The following is a 17,825-nucleotide window of genomic DNA, read 5'->3' as shown; positions in this document are numbered from 1 at the left end:
CAAAAAACCCGCAAACCGGCAGGCTCGCGGGTGTAAAAGGCGGCGGGAAGCTAACCCGGAGTCAGACGCCGCCCAGGCACATGTATTTGATGACGAGGTAATCGTCCATGCCGTAATGCGAGCCTTCGCGGCCCAGGCCGGACTGCTTGACGCCGCCGAACGGGCCGATTTCATTGGAGATCAGGCCGGTATTGACGCCCACCATGCCCACTTCCAGTGCTTCAGCCGTGCGCCAGATGCGTTTCACGTCGCGCGCATAGAAATACGCGGCCAGGCCGAATTCCGTGTCGTTCGCCATCGCCACCGCGTCGGCGTCATCCTTGAAGCGGAACAGCGCTGCCAGCGGGCCGAAGGTTTCCTCCTTCGCCACCAGCATGTCCGGCGTGGCGTCGGCAATTACTGTCGGTTCGAAGAAGCTGTAGCCAAGAGAATGGCGCTTGCCGCCCGTCAGCACGCGGCCCCCCTTGCCGACGGCGTCCGCCACGTGCTGCTCCACCTTGGCCACGGCGCCGCTGTCGATCAGCGGCCCTTGCGTGGTGCCCGGCTCCAGGCCATGTCCCACCTTGAGTTTTTCCACCGCCGCCGTCAGCTTGGCGGCGAAGGCGTCGTACACGCCGTCCTGCACGTAAATGCGGTTGGCGCACACGCAAGTCTGGCCCGCGTTGCGGAACTTGGAAATCATCGCGCCTTCCACGGCCGCATCCAGGTCCGCGTCGTCGAACACGATGAACGGCGCGTTGCCGCCCAGTTCCAGCGACAGCTTTTTCACGGTGTCGGCCGACTGGCGCATCAGCAGGCGCCCCACTTCCGTCGACCCCGTGAAACTCAGCTTGCGCACGGCCGGATTCGACGTCATTTCACCGCCGATGGCGCGGGCGTCGCCCGTCAGCACGGAAAACACGCCGGGCGGCACGCCGGCCCGTTCCGCCAGCACGGCCAGCGCCAGCGCGGAATATGGGGTCGCTTCGGCAGGTTTGACGACGATGGGGCAACCGGCCGCCAGCGCGGGGCCCGCTTTGCGGGTGATCATCGCGGCGGGGAAATTCCACGGCGTGATGGCGGCGCAGACGCCGATCGGTTCCTTGGTCACCAGCAGGCGCTTGTCGGCCCACGGCGATTGCAGCGTGTCACCCGCCACGCGCTTGGCTTCCTCGGCGAACCATTCGATGAACGATGCGGCGTAGGCCACTTCGCCTTTGGCTTCGGCCAGCGGCTTGCCCTGCTCCGTCGTCATCAGGACCGCCAGGTCGTCGGCGTTGGCGAGGATCAGATCGTTCCAGCGGCGCAGGATGGCGCTGCGTTCCTTGGCGGTTTTCGCGCGCCATGCTGGCCACGCGGCATTGGCGGCGGCAATCGCGCGGCGGGTTTCCAGCGCGCCCATGTTCGGGACGCTGCCGATGGTCTCGCCGGTGGCGGGGTTGGTGACGGAGCACAGGTCGCCGCTGTCGGCGTCGCACCAGGCGCCGTTCAGGTAGGCTTGCTGGCGCAGGAGGGTTGGGTCGTTCAGGTGGAGCATAGAGTGTCCTTGCATATTCAGTACATTGGCGCTGGCGTACATGCATGCGATGACGAGACGCATGCAGGCGGGTTCAGCGCGCGTTGGCAAATTCAGGTAGTGTGGCCAGGCGTAGGGCGGCTTTTACAAAGCCGCCATGTGTGCGTTAAGGCACAGCGATGCCGCCGCGTGTCACAACCCCGCCGCGCTGCGCAACGCCCCCTCCAGGATATCCAGCGCCTCGTCCATCAGCGCATCCTCGATGGTCAGCGGGAACAGGAACCGGATCGCATTGCCGTAAGTGCCGCACGTCAGCAGCAGCAACCCTTTCTCCAGCGCGCGGGCCTGTACCAGCTTCGTAAAATCCACGTCCGGCTGCTGCGTGCCCGGGCGCAGGAATTCCGCCGCCACCATCGAACCGGCGCCGCGCACTTCGGCAATCTGCGCCACGCCCGCTTCGCGCACATTGTGCAGGCGCTGGCGCAGCTTGCCGCCCAGCGCCACGGCGCGGTCCAGCAAGCGTTCGTCCTCGATCACGTCCAGCACGGCCAGTGCGGACGCGATCGCCACCGGATTGCCGCCATAGGTGCCACCCAGGCCACCCGGCAGCGGCGCATCCATGATTTCCGCGCGGCCGCACACGGCTGACAGCGGCATGCCGCCCGCCAGGCTTTTCGCCATCGTCATCAAGTCCGGCAATACGTCGTAGTGTTCCATCGCGAACATCTTGCCGGTGCGGGCAAAGCCGGTCTGCACTTCATCGGCGATCAGCAGGATGCCGTGCTGGTCGCACAGCGCGCGCAGCGAGCGCATGAACGCGGGCGGCGCCATGTAGAAACCGCCTTCGCCCTGCACCGGCTCCAGGATGATGGCGGCCACGCGCTGCGGGTCGACGTCCGCCTTGAACAGGTTTTGCAGCGCCTGCAGCGAGTGCTCGACCGAGATACCATGCAGCGCATTGGGGAATGGCGCGTGGTACACGTCGGCCGGGAACGGGCCGAAGCCCACTTTATAGGGCACCACCTTGCCCGTCAGCGCCATGCCCATCATGGTGCGGCCATGGAAGCCGCCGTTAAAGGCGATCACGGCGGAGCGCCTGGTGGCGGCGCGCGCGATCTTGATGGCGTTTTCCACGGCTTCCGCGCCGGTCGTGAAGAACGCGGTCTTCTTGGCGTGGCTGCCCGGCGTCAGGCGGTTGATGCGCTCGGCCAGTTGCACATAGCTTTCATACGGCACGATCTGGTAAGCGGTATGGGAAAACTTTTCCATTTGCCCCTGTACGGCCGCCACCAGCTTTGGATGGCAGTGGCCCGTGTTCAGCACCGCGATGCCGGCTGCGAAATCGATATAGCGCTTGCCTTCCACGTCCCACAACTCCGCATTCTTGGCGCGGGCGGCGTAAAACTGGCACATCACGCCCACGCCGCGTGGGGTGGCTTGTTCCTTGCGCAGTTGCAGATCGGCGTTCTTCATGTTCGTGTCCCTCCAGGAATTCAGTGAGATTCCATGGTAAGGGAACAATGGATCTATAATACAGATCCAATCCCCAATAAATGATGGGTCCACTTTTGAAAATCGCCACCCTGACCGACTTTTTGCTGCAACGGATCGACCGCGCTGGCGGCCAGCCGCTGAACCGCCAGTTGTACCAGGTGATCCGCGCCGCGATCCTGGCCGAAGTGCTGCCCGCCGGACTGCAACTGCCTTCATCGCGCGACCTGGCGCGGGAACTGGGCATTTCACGCAATACTGTCATCAGCGCCTACGACCACCTGTCGTCGGAGGGTTACCTCGCCACCCGCACCGGCGCCGGCACGTTTATCACCGACACGGTGCCGGACCAGTTGTCGGACGCGAACCGCGCGGAACCGGCGCTGGCCGGAGCAGGACAGCACGTTGGCTTGTCGGCGCGCGGCGCGCGCCTGGTGAGGCGCGCCGGGGCATCGAAGACCCAATGGGGTGCGTTCATGCCGGGCGTGCCCGATATCACGCGTTTTCCCGTCAAGGTGTGGAGCCGGCTGCAAAACGTGCACTGGCAGCGGGGCAAGCCGGAATTGCTGTCGTATGCCTCCGGCGCCGGCTACCTGCCGCTGCGCGAAGCCATTGCCGATTACCTGCGCGTGGCGCGCTCCGTCAATTGCCACGCGGGACAAGTCATCATCACGGCCGGCATCCACCAGTCGATCGACCTGGCCGCCAAGCTGCTGGGCGAATCGGGCGACCGCGCGTGGGTGGAAGACCCGTGCTACTGGGGCACGCACAGCGTCTTGAATTCGCTGGACCTGGCGCCGGTGCCGGTGCCGGTCGACGACGAAGGCATGACGTTGCCGCCCGATGCGCTGCGCACACCGCCCCGCTTCATCTTCGTCACGCCATCGCACCAGTATCCGCTGGGCCCCGTGATGTCGCTGGCGCGCCGCCGCGCGCTGCTGGAATACGCGGCCAAGCACCAGGTGTGGATCATGGAAGACGATTACGACAGCGAATTCCGCTACACGGGCCGCCCGCTGGCGTCGCTGCAGGGGATGGATACGTTCCAGCGCGTGGTATACCTGGGTTCGTTCAGCAAGACCCTGTTTCCCGGCCTGCGCATCGGCTTCATGGTGGTGCCCGAACCCGTGGCCGACGCGTTTGCCACCGGCGTGTCGGAACTGTACCGGGGTGGCCAGATCTTTACGCAGGCGGTGCTGGCGGACTTCATGGCGCAGGGATACTTTGCCTCCCACATCCGCCGCATGCGCCAGCTCTACGCGCAGCGGCGCCAGTTGCTGCAACAGGCGATCGACGACAGTTTTGGCGGCAGGCTGGCCACCACGGGCGGCGATGCGGGGTTGCACCTGACGTTGGTGCTGCCGGACGGCTGCGATGACCAGGCCATCAGCCGGGAAGCGGCGCTGGCGGGGGTGATTGCGCGCCCGTTATCCGGGTATTACAGCCAGGGCCGGCAGGATGGGCGCGGGTTGCTGCTGGGGTATGCATGTGTGCCCGACGAGATGATTCAGCCGACGTTTGCAAGGTTGGCCCAGGTCGTTAAGGACTACCTTTAATCGAGGTCCAGCAACAGCGTATGCTGCGACGCCGTATGAAAATCCCGCCACACGCGGTTGATGTCGCTGTCCTCGCGCGCCGCATGCAAGCCGCAATACGGGTACAGCCCGTCCACCGCATCGCGCGCGGCCCGCACCAGCGCCAGTGAAACGGTTTTCAGCGTGACCATGCCATCCACCCCGAGCGCGCCATCCTCGACGACGCGCGCCCAAGCGTCATCCAGCGCGGCATAAAACATGGCATGCGCATCATCAAACGCAACATGCAGCGTTGCCGACAGCCGCTGGACGGCAGGCGTCTCCGCCAGGGAGGCCTGCGTTCCCGGCAGGCGCCGGTGCGCCAAGCAATCGCCAGCCAGCGCCATGAAATGCGCCGCCATCCCCGCCACATTGGCCGCCAGCGTCACATAAGCCAGCGAATAAAACGGAAAGCGGTACAGCGGTCCCGGCGCGGTGGCCGCCTCCGGAGCGATGGCGAAGCTGTAACCAGCCGACACCAATTGTCCATCGATGCGGTAACTGTGGGACGCCGTGCCCCGCAAGCCCGTCATGTTCCACGTGGGTTCCACCCGAACATGCCGCGCCGGGACCAGGAAGGCGCGGATGCGGGGCGCGCCCTGCTCGTCGAGCAGCGGCTTGCCGCCGTCGCGCAGTACGGCGTTCAGCGTGAAATGCGTGGCCATCGGCGCGCCGCTGGCGTAATCCCAGCGGCCCGTCAAGCGGTAGCCATCGCCTTCGACGTCCGCATAGCCGGTCGGCGCGCCGCTGCCGGCCGGGCACACGCGGCGCGTGGCCATGACTTCGCGGGCAATGTCCGGCGGCAGGAAGCCTGCAAACCAGCCGGCACCCGCGCACAGCGTCACCACCCAGCCCGCACTACCGTCGGCGCGCGCCACCGCTTCCTCCAGCCGCACCACCTTGGGTAGCGGCCATTCCATGCCGCCGGCAGCCAGCGGCGCCAGCATCCGCAGCCAGCCGCGCCGGTGGATCAGCGCCTGTTGCACGGGATGCAGGAAGCCGGCGCCATCGGCGGCGCCGGCATGGCGCCGCAGGCGCGCATCGTCTGCGGGGGACAGCACAGGAAAATCGGGAACGGCAGGTTGCGGCATGGTTGCTTCAGGCAGTGGCGACAAGGCGCGCAGCATAGCATGGCGGCCAATACCCATGCAGCGCATACAACTTTACCTCCTTGACATTCACTTGCATGCTAGCATGTGTTTTTGTAGGAATGATCTGACACAGTGCGACCCTATCCCTGTCGCAATTTGTGTGTTTGTCAACGTTAGGCAGGAGCGCTTTCGGCTTGATCCGTCCCGCTGGTTTTCCGCATTCCCGCGTCCGCCAGACGCCCCGCCCAGCCGCCATATCGCGCCGGCTGCGCCGTCTGGCGGCCACACTGGCATTGGCGCTGGCCCTCCCTGCCCTGGGCCTGGCGGCATCCGGCGCGACCCGCTGGGACGCGTTGGCCACTCCGCTGTTTTCCCATCTCGGCATGGACCAGGGCTTGCCCCACCCCGTCAGCGTGGTGATGGCGCAGGACAGCGACGGGTATCTCTGGATCGGCACCCAGCAAGGCCTGGCCCGCTGGGACGGCTACCGCATGCGTAATTTCCTGTTCGATGCCGCCGATCCAACGTCGCTGCCGGGGGACCTGATCCAGGCGCTGCACGTGGACCAGCAGGGCCGCCTGTGGGTCGGCACCGCTAACGGTGGCATGGCTGTCTATGACAAGGTGCACGAACGCTTCCAGCGCTACGGCGCCGGACCGGGCGGCCTGCGCCACCCCGCTGTCAATGCGATCGCCAGCGACCCGGATGGCGGCATCTGGGTCGGCACCGCCGGCGGCCTCGATTACCTGCCGCCGGACCGGAGCGCCGTGCGCCACATCGGGCGCGCGCCGGGCCGGCCGGACAGCCAGGTGCGGTCGCTGTTGCGCGACCGGGCCGGCAACCTGTGGATCGGCTCCGTCACGGGGCTGGAGGTGCGCGAGGCGCGCGATGGCGCCGTGCGCGCCGTCAAGGTGGCCGAAAAGGCCGCCACACCGGGCGGCGCGCCATGGGCCGATGCGGTGCTGGCGCTGGCCGAACAACGCGATGGCCGCATCCTGTTCGGCACCATGAAAAGTGGCCTCGGCATGGCAAGCGGCAACGGCGGCGCGCAATTGCTGGCGCAACCGGACGTCGGCGACGCCGGCGCCCACATGGTGCTGAGCCTGGCGGAAGTCAGTCCGGGCCGCTGGTGGGCCGCCACCTATGGCGGCGGTGTGCTGGAATATGACGCCGCAAGCCATCGCAGCCGGCGTATCCAGCACCAGCCGACGGTCGGCGCCAGCCTGGGCGCGGACCGGGTGGCCGCGGTGCTGCGCGACCGCAGCGGCCTGGTATGGGTCGCCAATGAGCGCAGCGTCGATACCTATAATCCCCAGGCCGAGGCGATCCGCAATATCCACGGCGCGGAAGGCCTGGCGGAAACGGGCGTGTCGGCACTGATGGGCGATGCGGACGGCAAGATGTGGATTGCGCTGGCCGACCAGGGCGTCGACCAGGTATTGCCGGACGGCCGCCGCGTCGCGGCGCTGCGCCCGGACCCGTCGAAGCCGGACGACGCGCTGCCGAAGCGCTTCGTGCTGGCCATGGCTCCCGCGCCCGGCAATGAAGCGTGGATCGGCACGCAATTGGGCCTGTACCGCAGCAGCGCGCAGGGACGCAAGGTCAAACGGGTCAAACTGCCGCAGGAAAATCCCTATCCCCGCATCAGCGCCATGCTGCAGCAGGATAAAGTCCTGTGGCTCGGCACCTTCGACGGCCTGTTGCGCTACGAACCGGAAACCGGCGCACTGCGCTCCTATGTGCAGGGGACGGCTCCCGGCGGCCTGACCGATAACCGCATTCACGCCATCGCCGAAGACGGCCATGGCGGACTATGGATCGGCACGCGCAATGGCCTGAACCGCTTATCGCCCGATGGCAACGCGGTCGAACAAATCCACGCGCAACCGGCCGTCGCCGGCGCGCTGCGCTATCCGCTGGTGACCTCGCTGGTAATGGACCGCCTGGGCCGCCTGTGGGCAGGCACCAATGGCGGCGGCATCCACGTGCTGGAAAAGCGCGACGGCAGGGGCGCGCCCGTGTTCCGCCAGATCGGCACGGCGGACGGCCTGCCTTATGGCGCCATCACCGGGATGCTGCTCGATGACACGGGCGTTGTCTGGGCCTCCACCGCGGACGGCCTGGCCTCCATCGATCCCGCCAGCTTCAAGGTGCGGGCGCTGGGCCGCCAGGATGGCATGGCGTTCAGCACGTTCTTTGGCGGCGCGGCGGGGCTGACGCCGGACAGCGATGTCGCATTCGGCGCCACCGGCGGCCTGACCGTGGTACGGCCACAGGACCTTGCGTCCTGGCGCTATGCGCCGCCGCTGATGATCACTGCCGTGCGCATCGACGGCCAGCCCGTGTCCGCCGGTGAAGTCATGGCGCGCCTGGCAGGCGGCAACGCCACGCTGGTCCTGGAGCCAGGCAGGAAAAACCTCGAAGTACAACTGTCGGCGCTGGATTACTCGGCGCCGCAGCTGAACCGCTTTGCCGCGCGCATGGATGGCGTCGACCGCGACTGGGTGTCGACCAACGCCACCGGACGCACGGCCATTTACCGCAATCTGGCGCCCGGCACGTACCGGCTGCACCTGCGGGGCAGCAACCGCGCCGGCGAATGGAATCCGCAAGCGCTGTCGCTGACCGTGATCGTGCAACCGCACTGGTACCAGTCATGGTGGGCCAAAGTACTGTACGCGCTGGCCGGCGCCGGCGCCGCGTGGGGACTGTACCGCTGGCGCATGGGCTACCTGCTGCGCGCCAAGGCGCGGCTGGAAGCGCGCATTTATGCCCGCACCCAGCACCTGGAAAAACTCAATGCCATTGTCCGCTCCATCAACGAACAGGTCGATTTCGATGCGCTGCTGGTGACCATGCTGCGCGAAGCGACCGTCATTGAAGGCGTGGAAACCGCGTACGCGCTGGTGTACGACGCCGCCAGCGAGACCTTTGCCGTACGGGCCGCCTGGGCGCGCAGCGGCGCGGCGCCGGAACTGCCGGCCCTCGGGCCGGATGCGGCGGCGGAACGCTTCGCACCGTCCGGCAGCGCCATCTCTGACGATATCTTTGTCGTGCGCGGACAGGTTTCCAGCATCGGGGCCGGCAGCCCGGCCGCCCAGCTGGCGCTGCGCATCCGCGTCGAGGGCGCCGTGCAAGGCTACCTGGTGTTCGCCAACGGCCATCACAGCATGGCTTTCGACCAGAGCGACCAGGATTTGCTGAAAGGCTTGAAGGAACATTTTGTTTCCGCGTTCCAGAAGGCCCACGCGCTGCGCGTCATCGACCGCGCCCGCGCCGATGCGGAATCCGCGTCGCGCGCCAAGAGTGAATTTCTCGCCAACATGAGCCACGAAATCCGCACGCCGATGAACGCGCTGATCGGCCTGTCACGGCTGACCTTGCGCACGGAGCTCAATCCCAAGCAGCGCGATTACCTGGGCAAGATCCTGTGGTCCGGTGAAAACCTGCTGGGCATCATCAACGATATCCTCGACTTTTCCAAGATCGAAGCGCGCCGCCTTGAACTGGAACACGTGGCCTTCCCGCTGGACGATTTGCTGGGCAACCTGGCCGACGTGGTGGTGCATAAGACCGAGGAAAAAGGTATCGAAGTGGTGTTCCGCGTGGCGCCGGACGTGCCGCGCCAGTTGCTGGGCGATCCGCTGCGGCTGGGCCAGGTGCTGCTGAATTTGGCCGGCAATGCCGCCAAATTCACGGAACGGGGCGAAATCGTGCTGTCGGTCGATGTGCTGGAACGCCGCCCCGCGTCCATGATGCTGCGCTTTGCCGTGCGCGACACGGGCATCGGCATGACGGAACAGCAGGTCGCCGCCCTGTTCCAGTCGTTTTCGCAGGCGGACAGCTCGATCACCCGCAAATATGGCGGCACCGGCCTGGGCCTGGCCATCTCGCGCCAGCTGGTCGAACTGATGGGCGGCGCCATCACGGTGGAAAGCCAACCCGGCATCGGCAGTTGCTTCGCGTTCGACATCGAACTGGGTATCGCGCCGGCCGGCACGGCGGAAAGCGGCCCGCGCCCGGCGCTGGGACACCACCGTGTACTGGTGGTGGACGACAGCCTGGCCGCGCGCGACGTGCTGTGCGACATGCTGGAATCGTTCGGCATCGTCGATTGCATCGGCGCCGAATCCGGTCCCGCCGCACTGGACTTGCTGCTGGCGGCCGAAATCGCCGGTACGCCATTCGACCTGGTGCTGATGGACTGGCGCATGCCGGTCTGGGATGGCGTGGAGACCGCGCGCCGCATCCGCGGCGATGCCCGCATTACCATCACGCCGGCCATCCTGATGGTCAGCGCCTATGCGCGCGAAGACGTGCTGCACCAGATCGACCATGCCGGACTCGATGGCTTCCTGATCAAGCCTGTCGTGCCTTCGCTGCTCTACAACAGCATCCTCGACATCCTGCAGCCGATGCACTCGGCCGGCGCCGCTGAAGCGCCGCGCACCAAGCATGGAAGCCGGCCTGACATGTCGCGCCTGGCCGGCGCCCGCGTGCTGCTGGCGGAAGACAATGCCATCAACCGCGACGTCGCGCTGGACTTCCTTGCCGATGCGCCCATCACCGTCGATGTCGCCTTCGACGGCATGCAGGCGGTGGAAATGGTGCAAGGCCACCCGGGCGGATACTACGACCTGGTGCTGATGGACGTGCAAATGCCCGTCATGGACGGCTTGACTGCCGCCCGGACCATCCGCGCGCTCGGACCTCACGCGGACTTGCCGATCGTCGCCATGACGGCCCACGCGCTGACCAGCGACCATGAAGCCAGCATTGCCGCCGGGATGAACGAGCACCTGACCAAGCCGATCGACCCTTCCGCGCTGTATGCGACCTTGCTGCGCTGGATTGCGCCGCGCGCCCCGGCCCATGCAAGCAACATGGCCGATGCCGCCGAACTTGCCGGTCCGGCGCGCGACGGCGACGCCAACGCATCCCCGGCCGCGGGCAACACCACTGCGCCGCTGCCCGCCGTGGCCGGCATCGACTGGCAGGCGGCGCTGCAATGCGTCGATAACCGGCGCGACTTGCTGCATAAAGTGCTGGCCGGTTTCCGCAAGAACTATGGCGCGGCGGGACAGGCGCTGCTGCTCGACGACGCCACCACACCGGACGCGCTGGAACGCTATGCGCATGGCCTGAAATCGGCCGCCGCCACGGTGGGCGCCCACGCCGTGGTGCAAATGTCGGCCGCGCTGGAAAACGCGCTGCGCCAGGACCGGCGGGCCGACGCCGAGGCGCTGCGCGCCCCGCTGGCGGCGGCGATGGCGTCGCTGGCCGCATCGATGGAGGCCGCGTTTGGTGGTGGCGCCGCCAGTGCCGGTGCCGGATTCCCGCCGGCGCCTGGCCTGGACCGCGCGCCGCAACCGCCGCAGGAAACCGCGGCCGACACCGCACGCCGGCAGCACATCCTGATCGTCGACGACCAGGAGCTGAACCGGGAAGTGCTGACCATGCTGCTGGAAGACGATTACACGGTTTCCACGTCCGACGATGGCGCGGGTGTCTTGCAGTGGGCTTCCGGCCACCAGCCGGACCTTGTCCTGCTCGATGTCATGATGGAGGAACTCGACGGGCACGAAGTGCTGCGCCGGCTGAAGGAAGACGCGTCCACCTCGCACATTCCCGTGATTTTCATTACAGGGCTCGACAGCAGGGAAGATGAAGCGCACGGCCTGGAACTCGGCGCATCCGACTATATCTCCAAGCCGTTCAGTCCCGCCGTGGTACGGGCCCGCGTCGCGCTGCACCTGCAACTGGCGCACCAGCGCCGCCAGCTCGAAGCGCTGGCCCATATCGACGGCTTGACGGGCTTGCCGAACCGGCGCCGCTTCGACGAACACTATGCGGCGGAGTGGCAGCGTTCCCAGCGCAATGGCGCGCCGTTGTCCGTGCTGCTGCTCGACGTCGACTGCTTCAAGCAATACAACGACCACTATGGCCACGCCATGGGCGACCAGGTGCTGCGCGAGCTGGGCCGCATCCTGCGCGCCAGTGCGCGCCGCCCGGCCGACCTGGCGGCGCGCTATGGCGGCGAGGAGTTCGTGCTGGTGCTGCCGGAAACCGATGCGGCGGCCGCGTTCGACGTTGCCCAGCGCATCCGCGCCGACGTGGAGGCGCTGGCGATCCCCCATGAACACTCGGTGTGCGCCCCCACGATCACGGTGAGCGTGGGGGGCGCCACGTCGGCCCTGCTGCACGGCGAAACGCGCGGCGAATTGCTGGAAGCGGCCGACCAGCACCTGTACCGCGCCAAAGCCGAAGGCCGCAACCGCGCGGTGTGCCGCGCGGCGCATCGAAGCGCCAGTAAAAAATTCCTGGAGGAGCTGAATGGCGCCTCTTAGGTTTACCCCGCAGTTTCCCTCGTAGTTTCCTTATTAACGTTGACATGAAGGACGACACAATGGCGAATTTCTCTTCCAGCGACCTGGATACCCTGCTCGACAAACTGTCCACCGACGACGCATTCCGCGAACAAATGCTGGGCGACCCGGCGGGCGCCCTGGGCAGCATCGGCCTGTCGATCGATCCGGCGCAAATCCCGGATGTACGCAGCCTGCCGTCGAAAGACGCGCTGGCGGCCGACCGCGCCGCCATCAAGGCCAAGCTGGACAGCGCGGCCGGCGCCCTGCCGTTCTTCCTCAGCGGCACGCTGTAACGATCAGGTAGCGTTCCGCAGCTCCACGTAGTCGCCCGGCCCCGCCGGGCCACAACCGCAGACGGCAATCACCGCATCGGTGAGCGGATCCAGGCCCAATGCCTGTTCCAGCTCGACTTCATTGATGGCGGCGGTGACGAATCCGGCCAGCCCCGCTTCCGTGGCCAGCAAATACAAGGTTTGCGACAAGTGCCCCGCGTCCAGCAGCAAGGCGCGGTGCGCCTTCGCATGGTTGCGGTACTTCCAGAAATTGCGGAATACGCGGGCCGCCACGATCACCATGATCGGCGCATCGGCGAACCATTGCTGGTCCGCCACCGCCACCAGCGCCAGTTGCCGCGCCTCGTCAACCGTCAGCGCCTGTACCGGTTCCAGCACGTGGTTGACCGCGTGGTAGTGGTACAGCCCCGGCGCCACGCCATCGATGCGCTGCGCCAGCACGTACGCTTCGCACGGATGCAGTCCTCCGGCCGACGGGCTGGTTTTCTTCAGCACATACGCATCGGGCGCCATCATGCGCTGGTCTTGCGCGCCAAAGGTCCGCTGCAACAGGCGCGCGGCCAGCGCCAGCGGGACCTGCGCCGTGGTATCGAAATTGCGGCCCGTATAGCGCCGCAGCAGCAGGTCGTCCAGCGCATCGGCTGCCGGCGCGGGCAGCGCAATGGCATCGCTTGCACCACCCCGCTCCACCGCCGGCGACGGCGGCTGGCCATATTCCTTCACCAGGTCGTCGAAGGTGGGGAATTGCATCCCCGATTCGCTTTGCATGCCGCGCCAGCGGCTGTAGATGTGCGCGACGGCTGATAAAGGCCGCCAGTGCTGGGCGCGCAAGGTATCGTCACGTTCGCGCCAGTGCGCCAGTTCGGGCGACAGCTCCGATTCCTGTGCGCCCAGCCGCGCATCGCCCACCAGCAGGCCGTGATCCAGCAAGCGCGCCACGATATCGGCGCCGTATTGCTGCTCCAGCGCGGCGCGTTGCTGCCACACGGTTTGCCCGACACTGCCCAGCAGCGCCACGTCGTCGGCCGCCAGCGTGACTTCGCGGTCCAGGTGCGGCGCCAGCGCCACCCAGTGCATGGTCGCGGTCAGCGCACTGCCGCCGGAAAACATCGATTGCAAGTCCAGTCCCAGTTCTTCCCTGGGTTCGATCAACAGCACTGCACAGCGCCTTACCAGCATTGGGTTGCTCCGGTTCCGGTGGATGGGAAGTTGCGATTGTACGCCGCCCCCATCCGCCTGTGGTCACCGGATCACGTTGGCCGTCGGCGCCGCCGCCGTGCCGCACGGCGTCAGCGCCGCCATGGTGTCATAGGTGCTGGACGCGCCACCCGTATAAATGAAATCCGTGTACAGGCGGCGCGACGGCACTTGCATCACGCCCGGCAAATACAGGCCCACTTTGGGGTAATTGCCCAGCCACGTGTCGTACGCGTTGTAGGCGTTGACGGATTCGTAGGCCAGGTTGCCATTCATCCAGATTTGCAGCGAACCGATGCCGGGCTTGAACGACCAGTCGGCGCGCACGACAAAGCAATACCACTTATTGGTCTCGATCTTCCCCGCCCGCACCAGCAAATCGGCGGTATTCGCGCGCGTGGCGGGGTCGGTGCCCGTGCCGCTCATGTTGCGGTAGTTCGAATGCAGCTCGATATTCAAATCCTGGCCGCTGGCGACCACCGCGACCGGTGGCGGCACCGACGTTGTCTTCTGGCTGGTATTCATTTGCGCCACCACCGTGGGGCTGGCGTGGAATTGCCAGTCCGACGGGAACAGCATGGAAAACGCGTACCAGCGCACGCCTTCGATCACATAGTCATACTTGAGCGACACTTCGGTGCGCGAGCCGCCCGAGACCAGCGGGTCGGTGCTGTAGACCGTGTGGGAAAACACTTTGCGGCTGCTGCCCAGCGGGTCCGGCACCAGCGCCAGGCGCGTTGGCGACGACGAACCCAGGCTGTACAAGTCGTCCAGGTAGCGGTAGGTCGCCGTTGCGTTGCGGGCCAGGTTCTGGCTCACGTACATCAGCGGGTTCGGATTGGAACTGACCGTGTCGACGGAACCGCTGCGGGCCAGGTCGAGCTGGGCGAAAGCGCTGTTGCAGCCGATCGCCAGGATGGCGGCCGCGGACAATTTTGCGAATGCTTGCATGATGAATTCCCGCCTTACCACTGGATGTTGGAACCGTTGACGAACGACGAGCACGGGCTGTTCTGGTACATCTGCAGCGCCGTCGTGGTGGGGCCGCCGACGCGGATGAAGTCCGAGACCAGCGTGCGCTCCGTCACGCCCATCAGGCCGGGGAACAGCAGGCCGGCGCGGGGACGCTGCAGCGCGCCGTAATACGAATTGGTGGAATTGCTGGCGTAATAGACTTTTTCGCCATTCATCCACATGGTGGTGGAGCCGCTGCCCAGCGTGGGTTGCCAATCCGAGCGCACCACCAGGCAAAACCAGCGGCCCGTGGTTGCCGGCCCCAGTTTGATCACCTGGCGCACGGAATTGGCCGCCGTCGCGCTGGCGGCGTCGAGGTAATTCGCGTTGACGTTCAGTTCCAGCGCACTGCCCCGCACCAGCAACGACAAGGGTGCGGCCAGCGCCGCCGTGCTGGCGCTGCTGCTGTCGATCTGCGCGATCACGGCGGGATTCGGATGCACGGCCCAGCCGGACGGCAGGTACACGCTGATGCCGTACCAGCGCACACCCGTCGCCTGCGCTTCGTTCAGCGGGTAATAATCCGTGCGCATCAAGCCGCCCACGGCAGCATCGGTACTGCGCACCACGCTGCTGACCACGGAACGGCCGCTGCCGGCAGGGTCACTGATGAAGGCGATGTTGCCGCTGCCGGCGGCGTTCAGTGCATAGCGGTCGTAAAACGCGGACGGCGCGGTGACCCCGCCGATCAGCGGATCGATCTGGGCGCTGGCGGCGCCGCACAGCGACAAGCCGCTCAACAGGCCAGTGAACAGGCAGGCTTGCTTGAATGATTTCATGTGGTTCTCCCAACTTGCAGATGCGAATGGGAGGCACAATAGCATGCAGTTGGCAAAGATATGTTGCCACAGACCAACGTTACGAAATTAAATTTCGTTAAATTTAAATCATTTCGAATAACGTTAGGTCAACTTAGATTTCAACTTGATATTCAAATCTTGCAAGCAAGTTGTCCTGACGTTCACGGCGGCCCCGGCCTTGCACCGGGGCCACCGGCCCGGCTTAGGCGCGCAGTTTCAATACGCGCGCCATCGCATCGGCGGTTGGCGCGATGGTGGCGTCGGTCAGCGCGGCAATGCACAGGCGGCCGGAGCCCACCAGGTAGACGGCGGACTCCGCGCGCATGGATGCCACTTCTTCCGGCGTCAATCCCGTATAGCTGAACATGCCCGTCTGCCGCACCAGGTATTCAAAGTTCCCGTCCGGCATGCGATCGCGCAGCGCCGCATACAGGTTCTGGCGCATGGTGGCGACGCGCAGGCGCATGCCTTCCAGTTCCGCGCGCCAGTCGGCGCACAGCGCGTCGTCGCCCAGCACGCGGGCAATGATGCGGGCGCCATGCGTCGGCGGGTTCGAATAGTTGCGGCGGATGGTGGCTTTCAGCTGGCCCAGCACATTGTCGGCCTGCTGCGCATCGGCGCAGACGACGGACAGCGAACCGCAACGCTCGCCGTACAGCGAAAAGTTCTTCGAGAACGACGTGGCGGTGAACAGCGGGATGCCTTCCGCGGCAAAGTGGCGGATCGGGAAGGCATCTTCATCGACGCCCTTGCCGAAACCCTGGTACGCCATGTCGAAGAATGGCAGCAGGCCGCGGCGCTTGACCAGGGCCGCCACCTCGCGCCACTGCTGCGCATCGAGGTCGGCGCCGGTCGGGTTGTGGCAGCACGCGTGCAGCAGCACCACGTCGCCGGCCGGCATGGCTTCCAGCGCGGACAGCATGCCCATGAAATCCACCAGGCCGGTGGCCGCATCGAAGTAGCGGTATTTCTTCACCTTCAGGCCGCACCCCATGAAGATGCTGTGGTGGTTGTCCCACGTCGGGTCGCTGACCCAGACGGTCGCCTGCGGGAAGTAGCGGGCGATGAAGTCGCCGCCCACTTTCAGCGCGCCGGAGCCGCCCAGCGTCTGCGCCACGGCAATGCGTTCGGCCGGCACGGCGTCGCCGAAAGTCAGCGCGCCCACGGCCTTGCGGTACGCGGCATTGCCTTCCATCGGCAGGTAGGGACGCGTGCCCAGGTCGGCCGCCAGCGCGGTTTCCGCCGCCAGCACGGCGCGCATCGCTGGCATCTTGCCCGCATCGTTCAGGTACACACCGATACTCAGGTTGACCTTGTTCGGACGCGGATCGGCGCCGAATTGTTCGTTGAGCGTCAGGATCGGATCGCCCGGGAATGGTTCCACATGCTTGAACATCGTTCTTCCTTATTCTGCTTTGAGTACGCCGCGCTGGATCTGGTCGCGTTCGATGGATTCAAACAGCGCCTTGAAGTTGCCTTCGCCGAAGCCTTCGTCGCCCTTGCGCTGGATGAATTCGAAGAATACAGGACCCAGCTGGGTTTTCGAGAAAATTTGCAGCAGCAGGCGGCGCTTGCCGCCGGACGTGTCGCCATCCAGCAGGATGCCGCGCGTCTTCAGCGCGTCGACCGGTTCGCCGTGGTTCGGCAGGCGGCCTTCCAGCATCTCGTAGTACGTGGCGGGCGGCGCATCCATCAGTGGCACGCCAGCTTCCTTCAGGCGGTCCAGCGTATCGATCAGGTTCGGGGTGAACAGCGCGATGTGCTGGATGCCTTCGCCATTGAATTGCATCAGGTATTCTTCGATCTGGCCGGCCCCCTTGGACGATTCCTCGTTCAGCGGGATGCGGATCTTGCCGTCCGGCGCGCTCATGGCTTTCGACGTCAGGCCCGTGTATTCACCCTTGATGTCGAAATAGCGCAGTTCGCGGAAGTTGAACAGCTTTTCATAGAAGCCGGCCCAGTACGCCATACGGCCACGGTACACATTGTGGGTCAGGTGGTCGATTTCCGTCAGGCCGAAACCCACCGGGTTGTGGTCCACGCCATCGATGTATTCGAAGTCGATGTCGTAGATGGACTTGCCTTCTTCGAAACGGTCGATCAGGTACAGCGGCGCGCCGCCAATCCCTTTAATGGCGGGCAAACGCAGTTCCATCGGGCCGACCGGCATGTCGACGGCCTGGGCGCCCAGTTCCAGCGCGCGGCGGTACGCCTGCTGCGAATTTTTCACGCGGAACGCCATGCCGCAGGCGGACGGGCCGTGTTCGGCGGCGAAGTAGGCGGCGGCGCTGCCCGGTTCGTTGTTGATGATGAAGTTGATGCCGCCCTGGCGGTACAGCGTCACCTGCTTGGAGCGGTGGTGTGCGACCTTGGTGAACCCCATGGCTTCAAACACGGGTTCGAGCACGCCGGGCTTCGGCGACGCGAACTCAACGAATTCAAAACCCATCAGGCCCATCGGGTTCTCGAACAGATCGGACATTTCATGCTCCTTGTGTGGTG

General features: G+C 65.8%; 11 protein-coding genes. 3 read left to right on the top strand and 8 right to left on the bottom strand.

Annotated elements, in window-relative coordinates:
- Positions 1-61: 61 nt before the first annotated feature.
- Both gabD and GJ700_RS08500 read right to left on the bottom strand, forming a co-directional pair.
- Positions 62-1,516 carry an NADP-dependent succinate-semialdehyde dehydrogenase gene (gabD, locus tag GJ700_RS08505; RefSeq protein ID WP_154372579.1) on the bottom strand — a complete coding sequence of 485 codons (1,455 nt, stop codon included), beginning with the start codon at positions 1,514-1,516 and terminating at the stop codon, positions 62-64.
- 171 nt (positions 1,517-1,687) lie between these two features.
- Positions 1,688-2,968, bottom strand: a complete 1,281-nt coding sequence (locus GJ700_RS08500) for a 4-aminobutyrate--2-oxoglutarate transaminase (RefSeq protein ID WP_154372577.1) — start codon at positions 2,966-2,968, stop codon at positions 1,688-1,690.
- Between the two features lie 95 nt (positions 2,969-3,063).
- Here GJ700_RS08500 and pdxR point away from each other — a divergent pair, with 95 nt between their 5' ends.
- Complete coding sequence (pdxR, locus tag GJ700_RS08495; protein WP_154372576.1) at positions 3,064-4,542, top strand: MocR-like pyridoxine biosynthesis transcription factor PdxR; 1,479 nt, start codon at positions 3,064-3,066, stop codon at positions 4,540-4,542.
- Here pdxR and GJ700_RS08490 read toward each other — a convergent pair.
- Positions 4,539-5,651 carry an acyl-CoA dehydrogenase family protein gene (locus GJ700_RS08490; protein ID WP_154372573.1) on the bottom strand — a complete coding sequence of 371 codons (1,113 nt, stop codon included), beginning with the start codon at positions 5,649-5,651 and terminating at the stop codon, positions 4,539-4,541. The two genes, pdxR and GJ700_RS08490, sit on opposite strands and share 4 nt — an antisense overlap.
- Before the next feature lie 194 nt (positions 5,652-5,845).
- Here GJ700_RS08490 and GJ700_RS08485 point away from each other — a divergent pair, with 194 nt between their 5' ends.
- Together GJ700_RS08485 and GJ700_RS08480 are read left to right on the top strand one after the other, a co-directional pair.
- Complete coding sequence (locus tag GJ700_RS08485) at positions 5,846-11,998, top strand: response regulator (protein ID WP_154372571.1); 6,153 nt, start codon at positions 5,846-5,848, stop codon at positions 11,996-11,998.
- Between the two features lie 59 nt (positions 11,999-12,057).
- Positions 12,058-12,312: an NHLP-related RiPP peptide gene (locus GJ700_RS08480; protein ID WP_154372569.1), complete on the top strand. Its 255-nt coding sequence runs from the start codon at positions 12,058-12,060 to the stop codon at positions 12,310-12,312.
- 3 nt (positions 12,313-12,315) lie between these two features.
- On the opposite strand, the gene GJ700_RS08475 is transcribed toward GJ700_RS08480, so the two are convergent.
- The 5 genes from GJ700_RS08475 to hppD form a co-directional block, all read right to left on the bottom strand.
- On the bottom strand, positions 12,316-13,491 hold the full coding sequence (locus tag GJ700_RS08475) for a putative peptide maturation dehydrogenase (RefSeq protein ID WP_154372567.1): 1,176 nt from the start codon (positions 13,489-13,491) through the stop codon (positions 12,316-12,318).
- 63 nt (positions 13,492-13,554) lie between these two features.
- Positions 13,555-14,460 carry a polysaccharide lyase family 20 protein gene (locus GJ700_RS08470; protein WP_154372565.1) on the bottom strand — a complete coding sequence of 302 codons (906 nt, stop codon included), beginning with the start codon at positions 14,458-14,460 and terminating at the stop codon, positions 13,555-13,557.
- A 14-nt stretch (positions 14,461-14,474) separates the two neighbouring features.
- Positions 14,475-15,302 carry a heparin lyase I family protein gene (locus tag GJ700_RS08465; RefSeq protein WP_195763827.1) on the bottom strand — a complete coding sequence of 276 codons (828 nt, stop codon included), beginning with the start codon at positions 15,300-15,302 and terminating at the stop codon, positions 14,475-14,477.
- 223 nt (positions 15,303-15,525) lie between these two features.
- A complete protein-coding gene (locus tag GJ700_RS08460) occupies positions 15,526-16,719 on the bottom strand; it encodes an amino acid aminotransferase (RefSeq protein WP_154372561.1) in 1,194 nt (397 codons plus the stop codon).
- A 9-nt stretch (positions 16,720-16,728) separates the two neighbouring features.
- Positions 16,729-17,805 (bottom strand): 4-hydroxyphenylpyruvate dioxygenase, encoded by a 1,077-nt coding sequence (gene hppD, locus GJ700_RS08455; RefSeq protein WP_154372559.1) that lies wholly within the window; start codon positions 17,803-17,805, stop codon positions 16,729-16,731.
- Positions 17,806-17,825: the final 20 nt, after the last annotated feature.

The sequence above is a fragment of the Pseudoduganella rivuli genome (assembly GCF_009674485.1).
Lineage (GTDB): Bacteria > Pseudomonadota > Gammaproteobacteria > Burkholderiales > Burkholderiaceae_D > Rugamonas > Rugamonas rivuli_B.
Note: the sequence above shows the minus strand (reverse complement) of the source record. Positions and strands in the feature narration are given on the sequence as shown.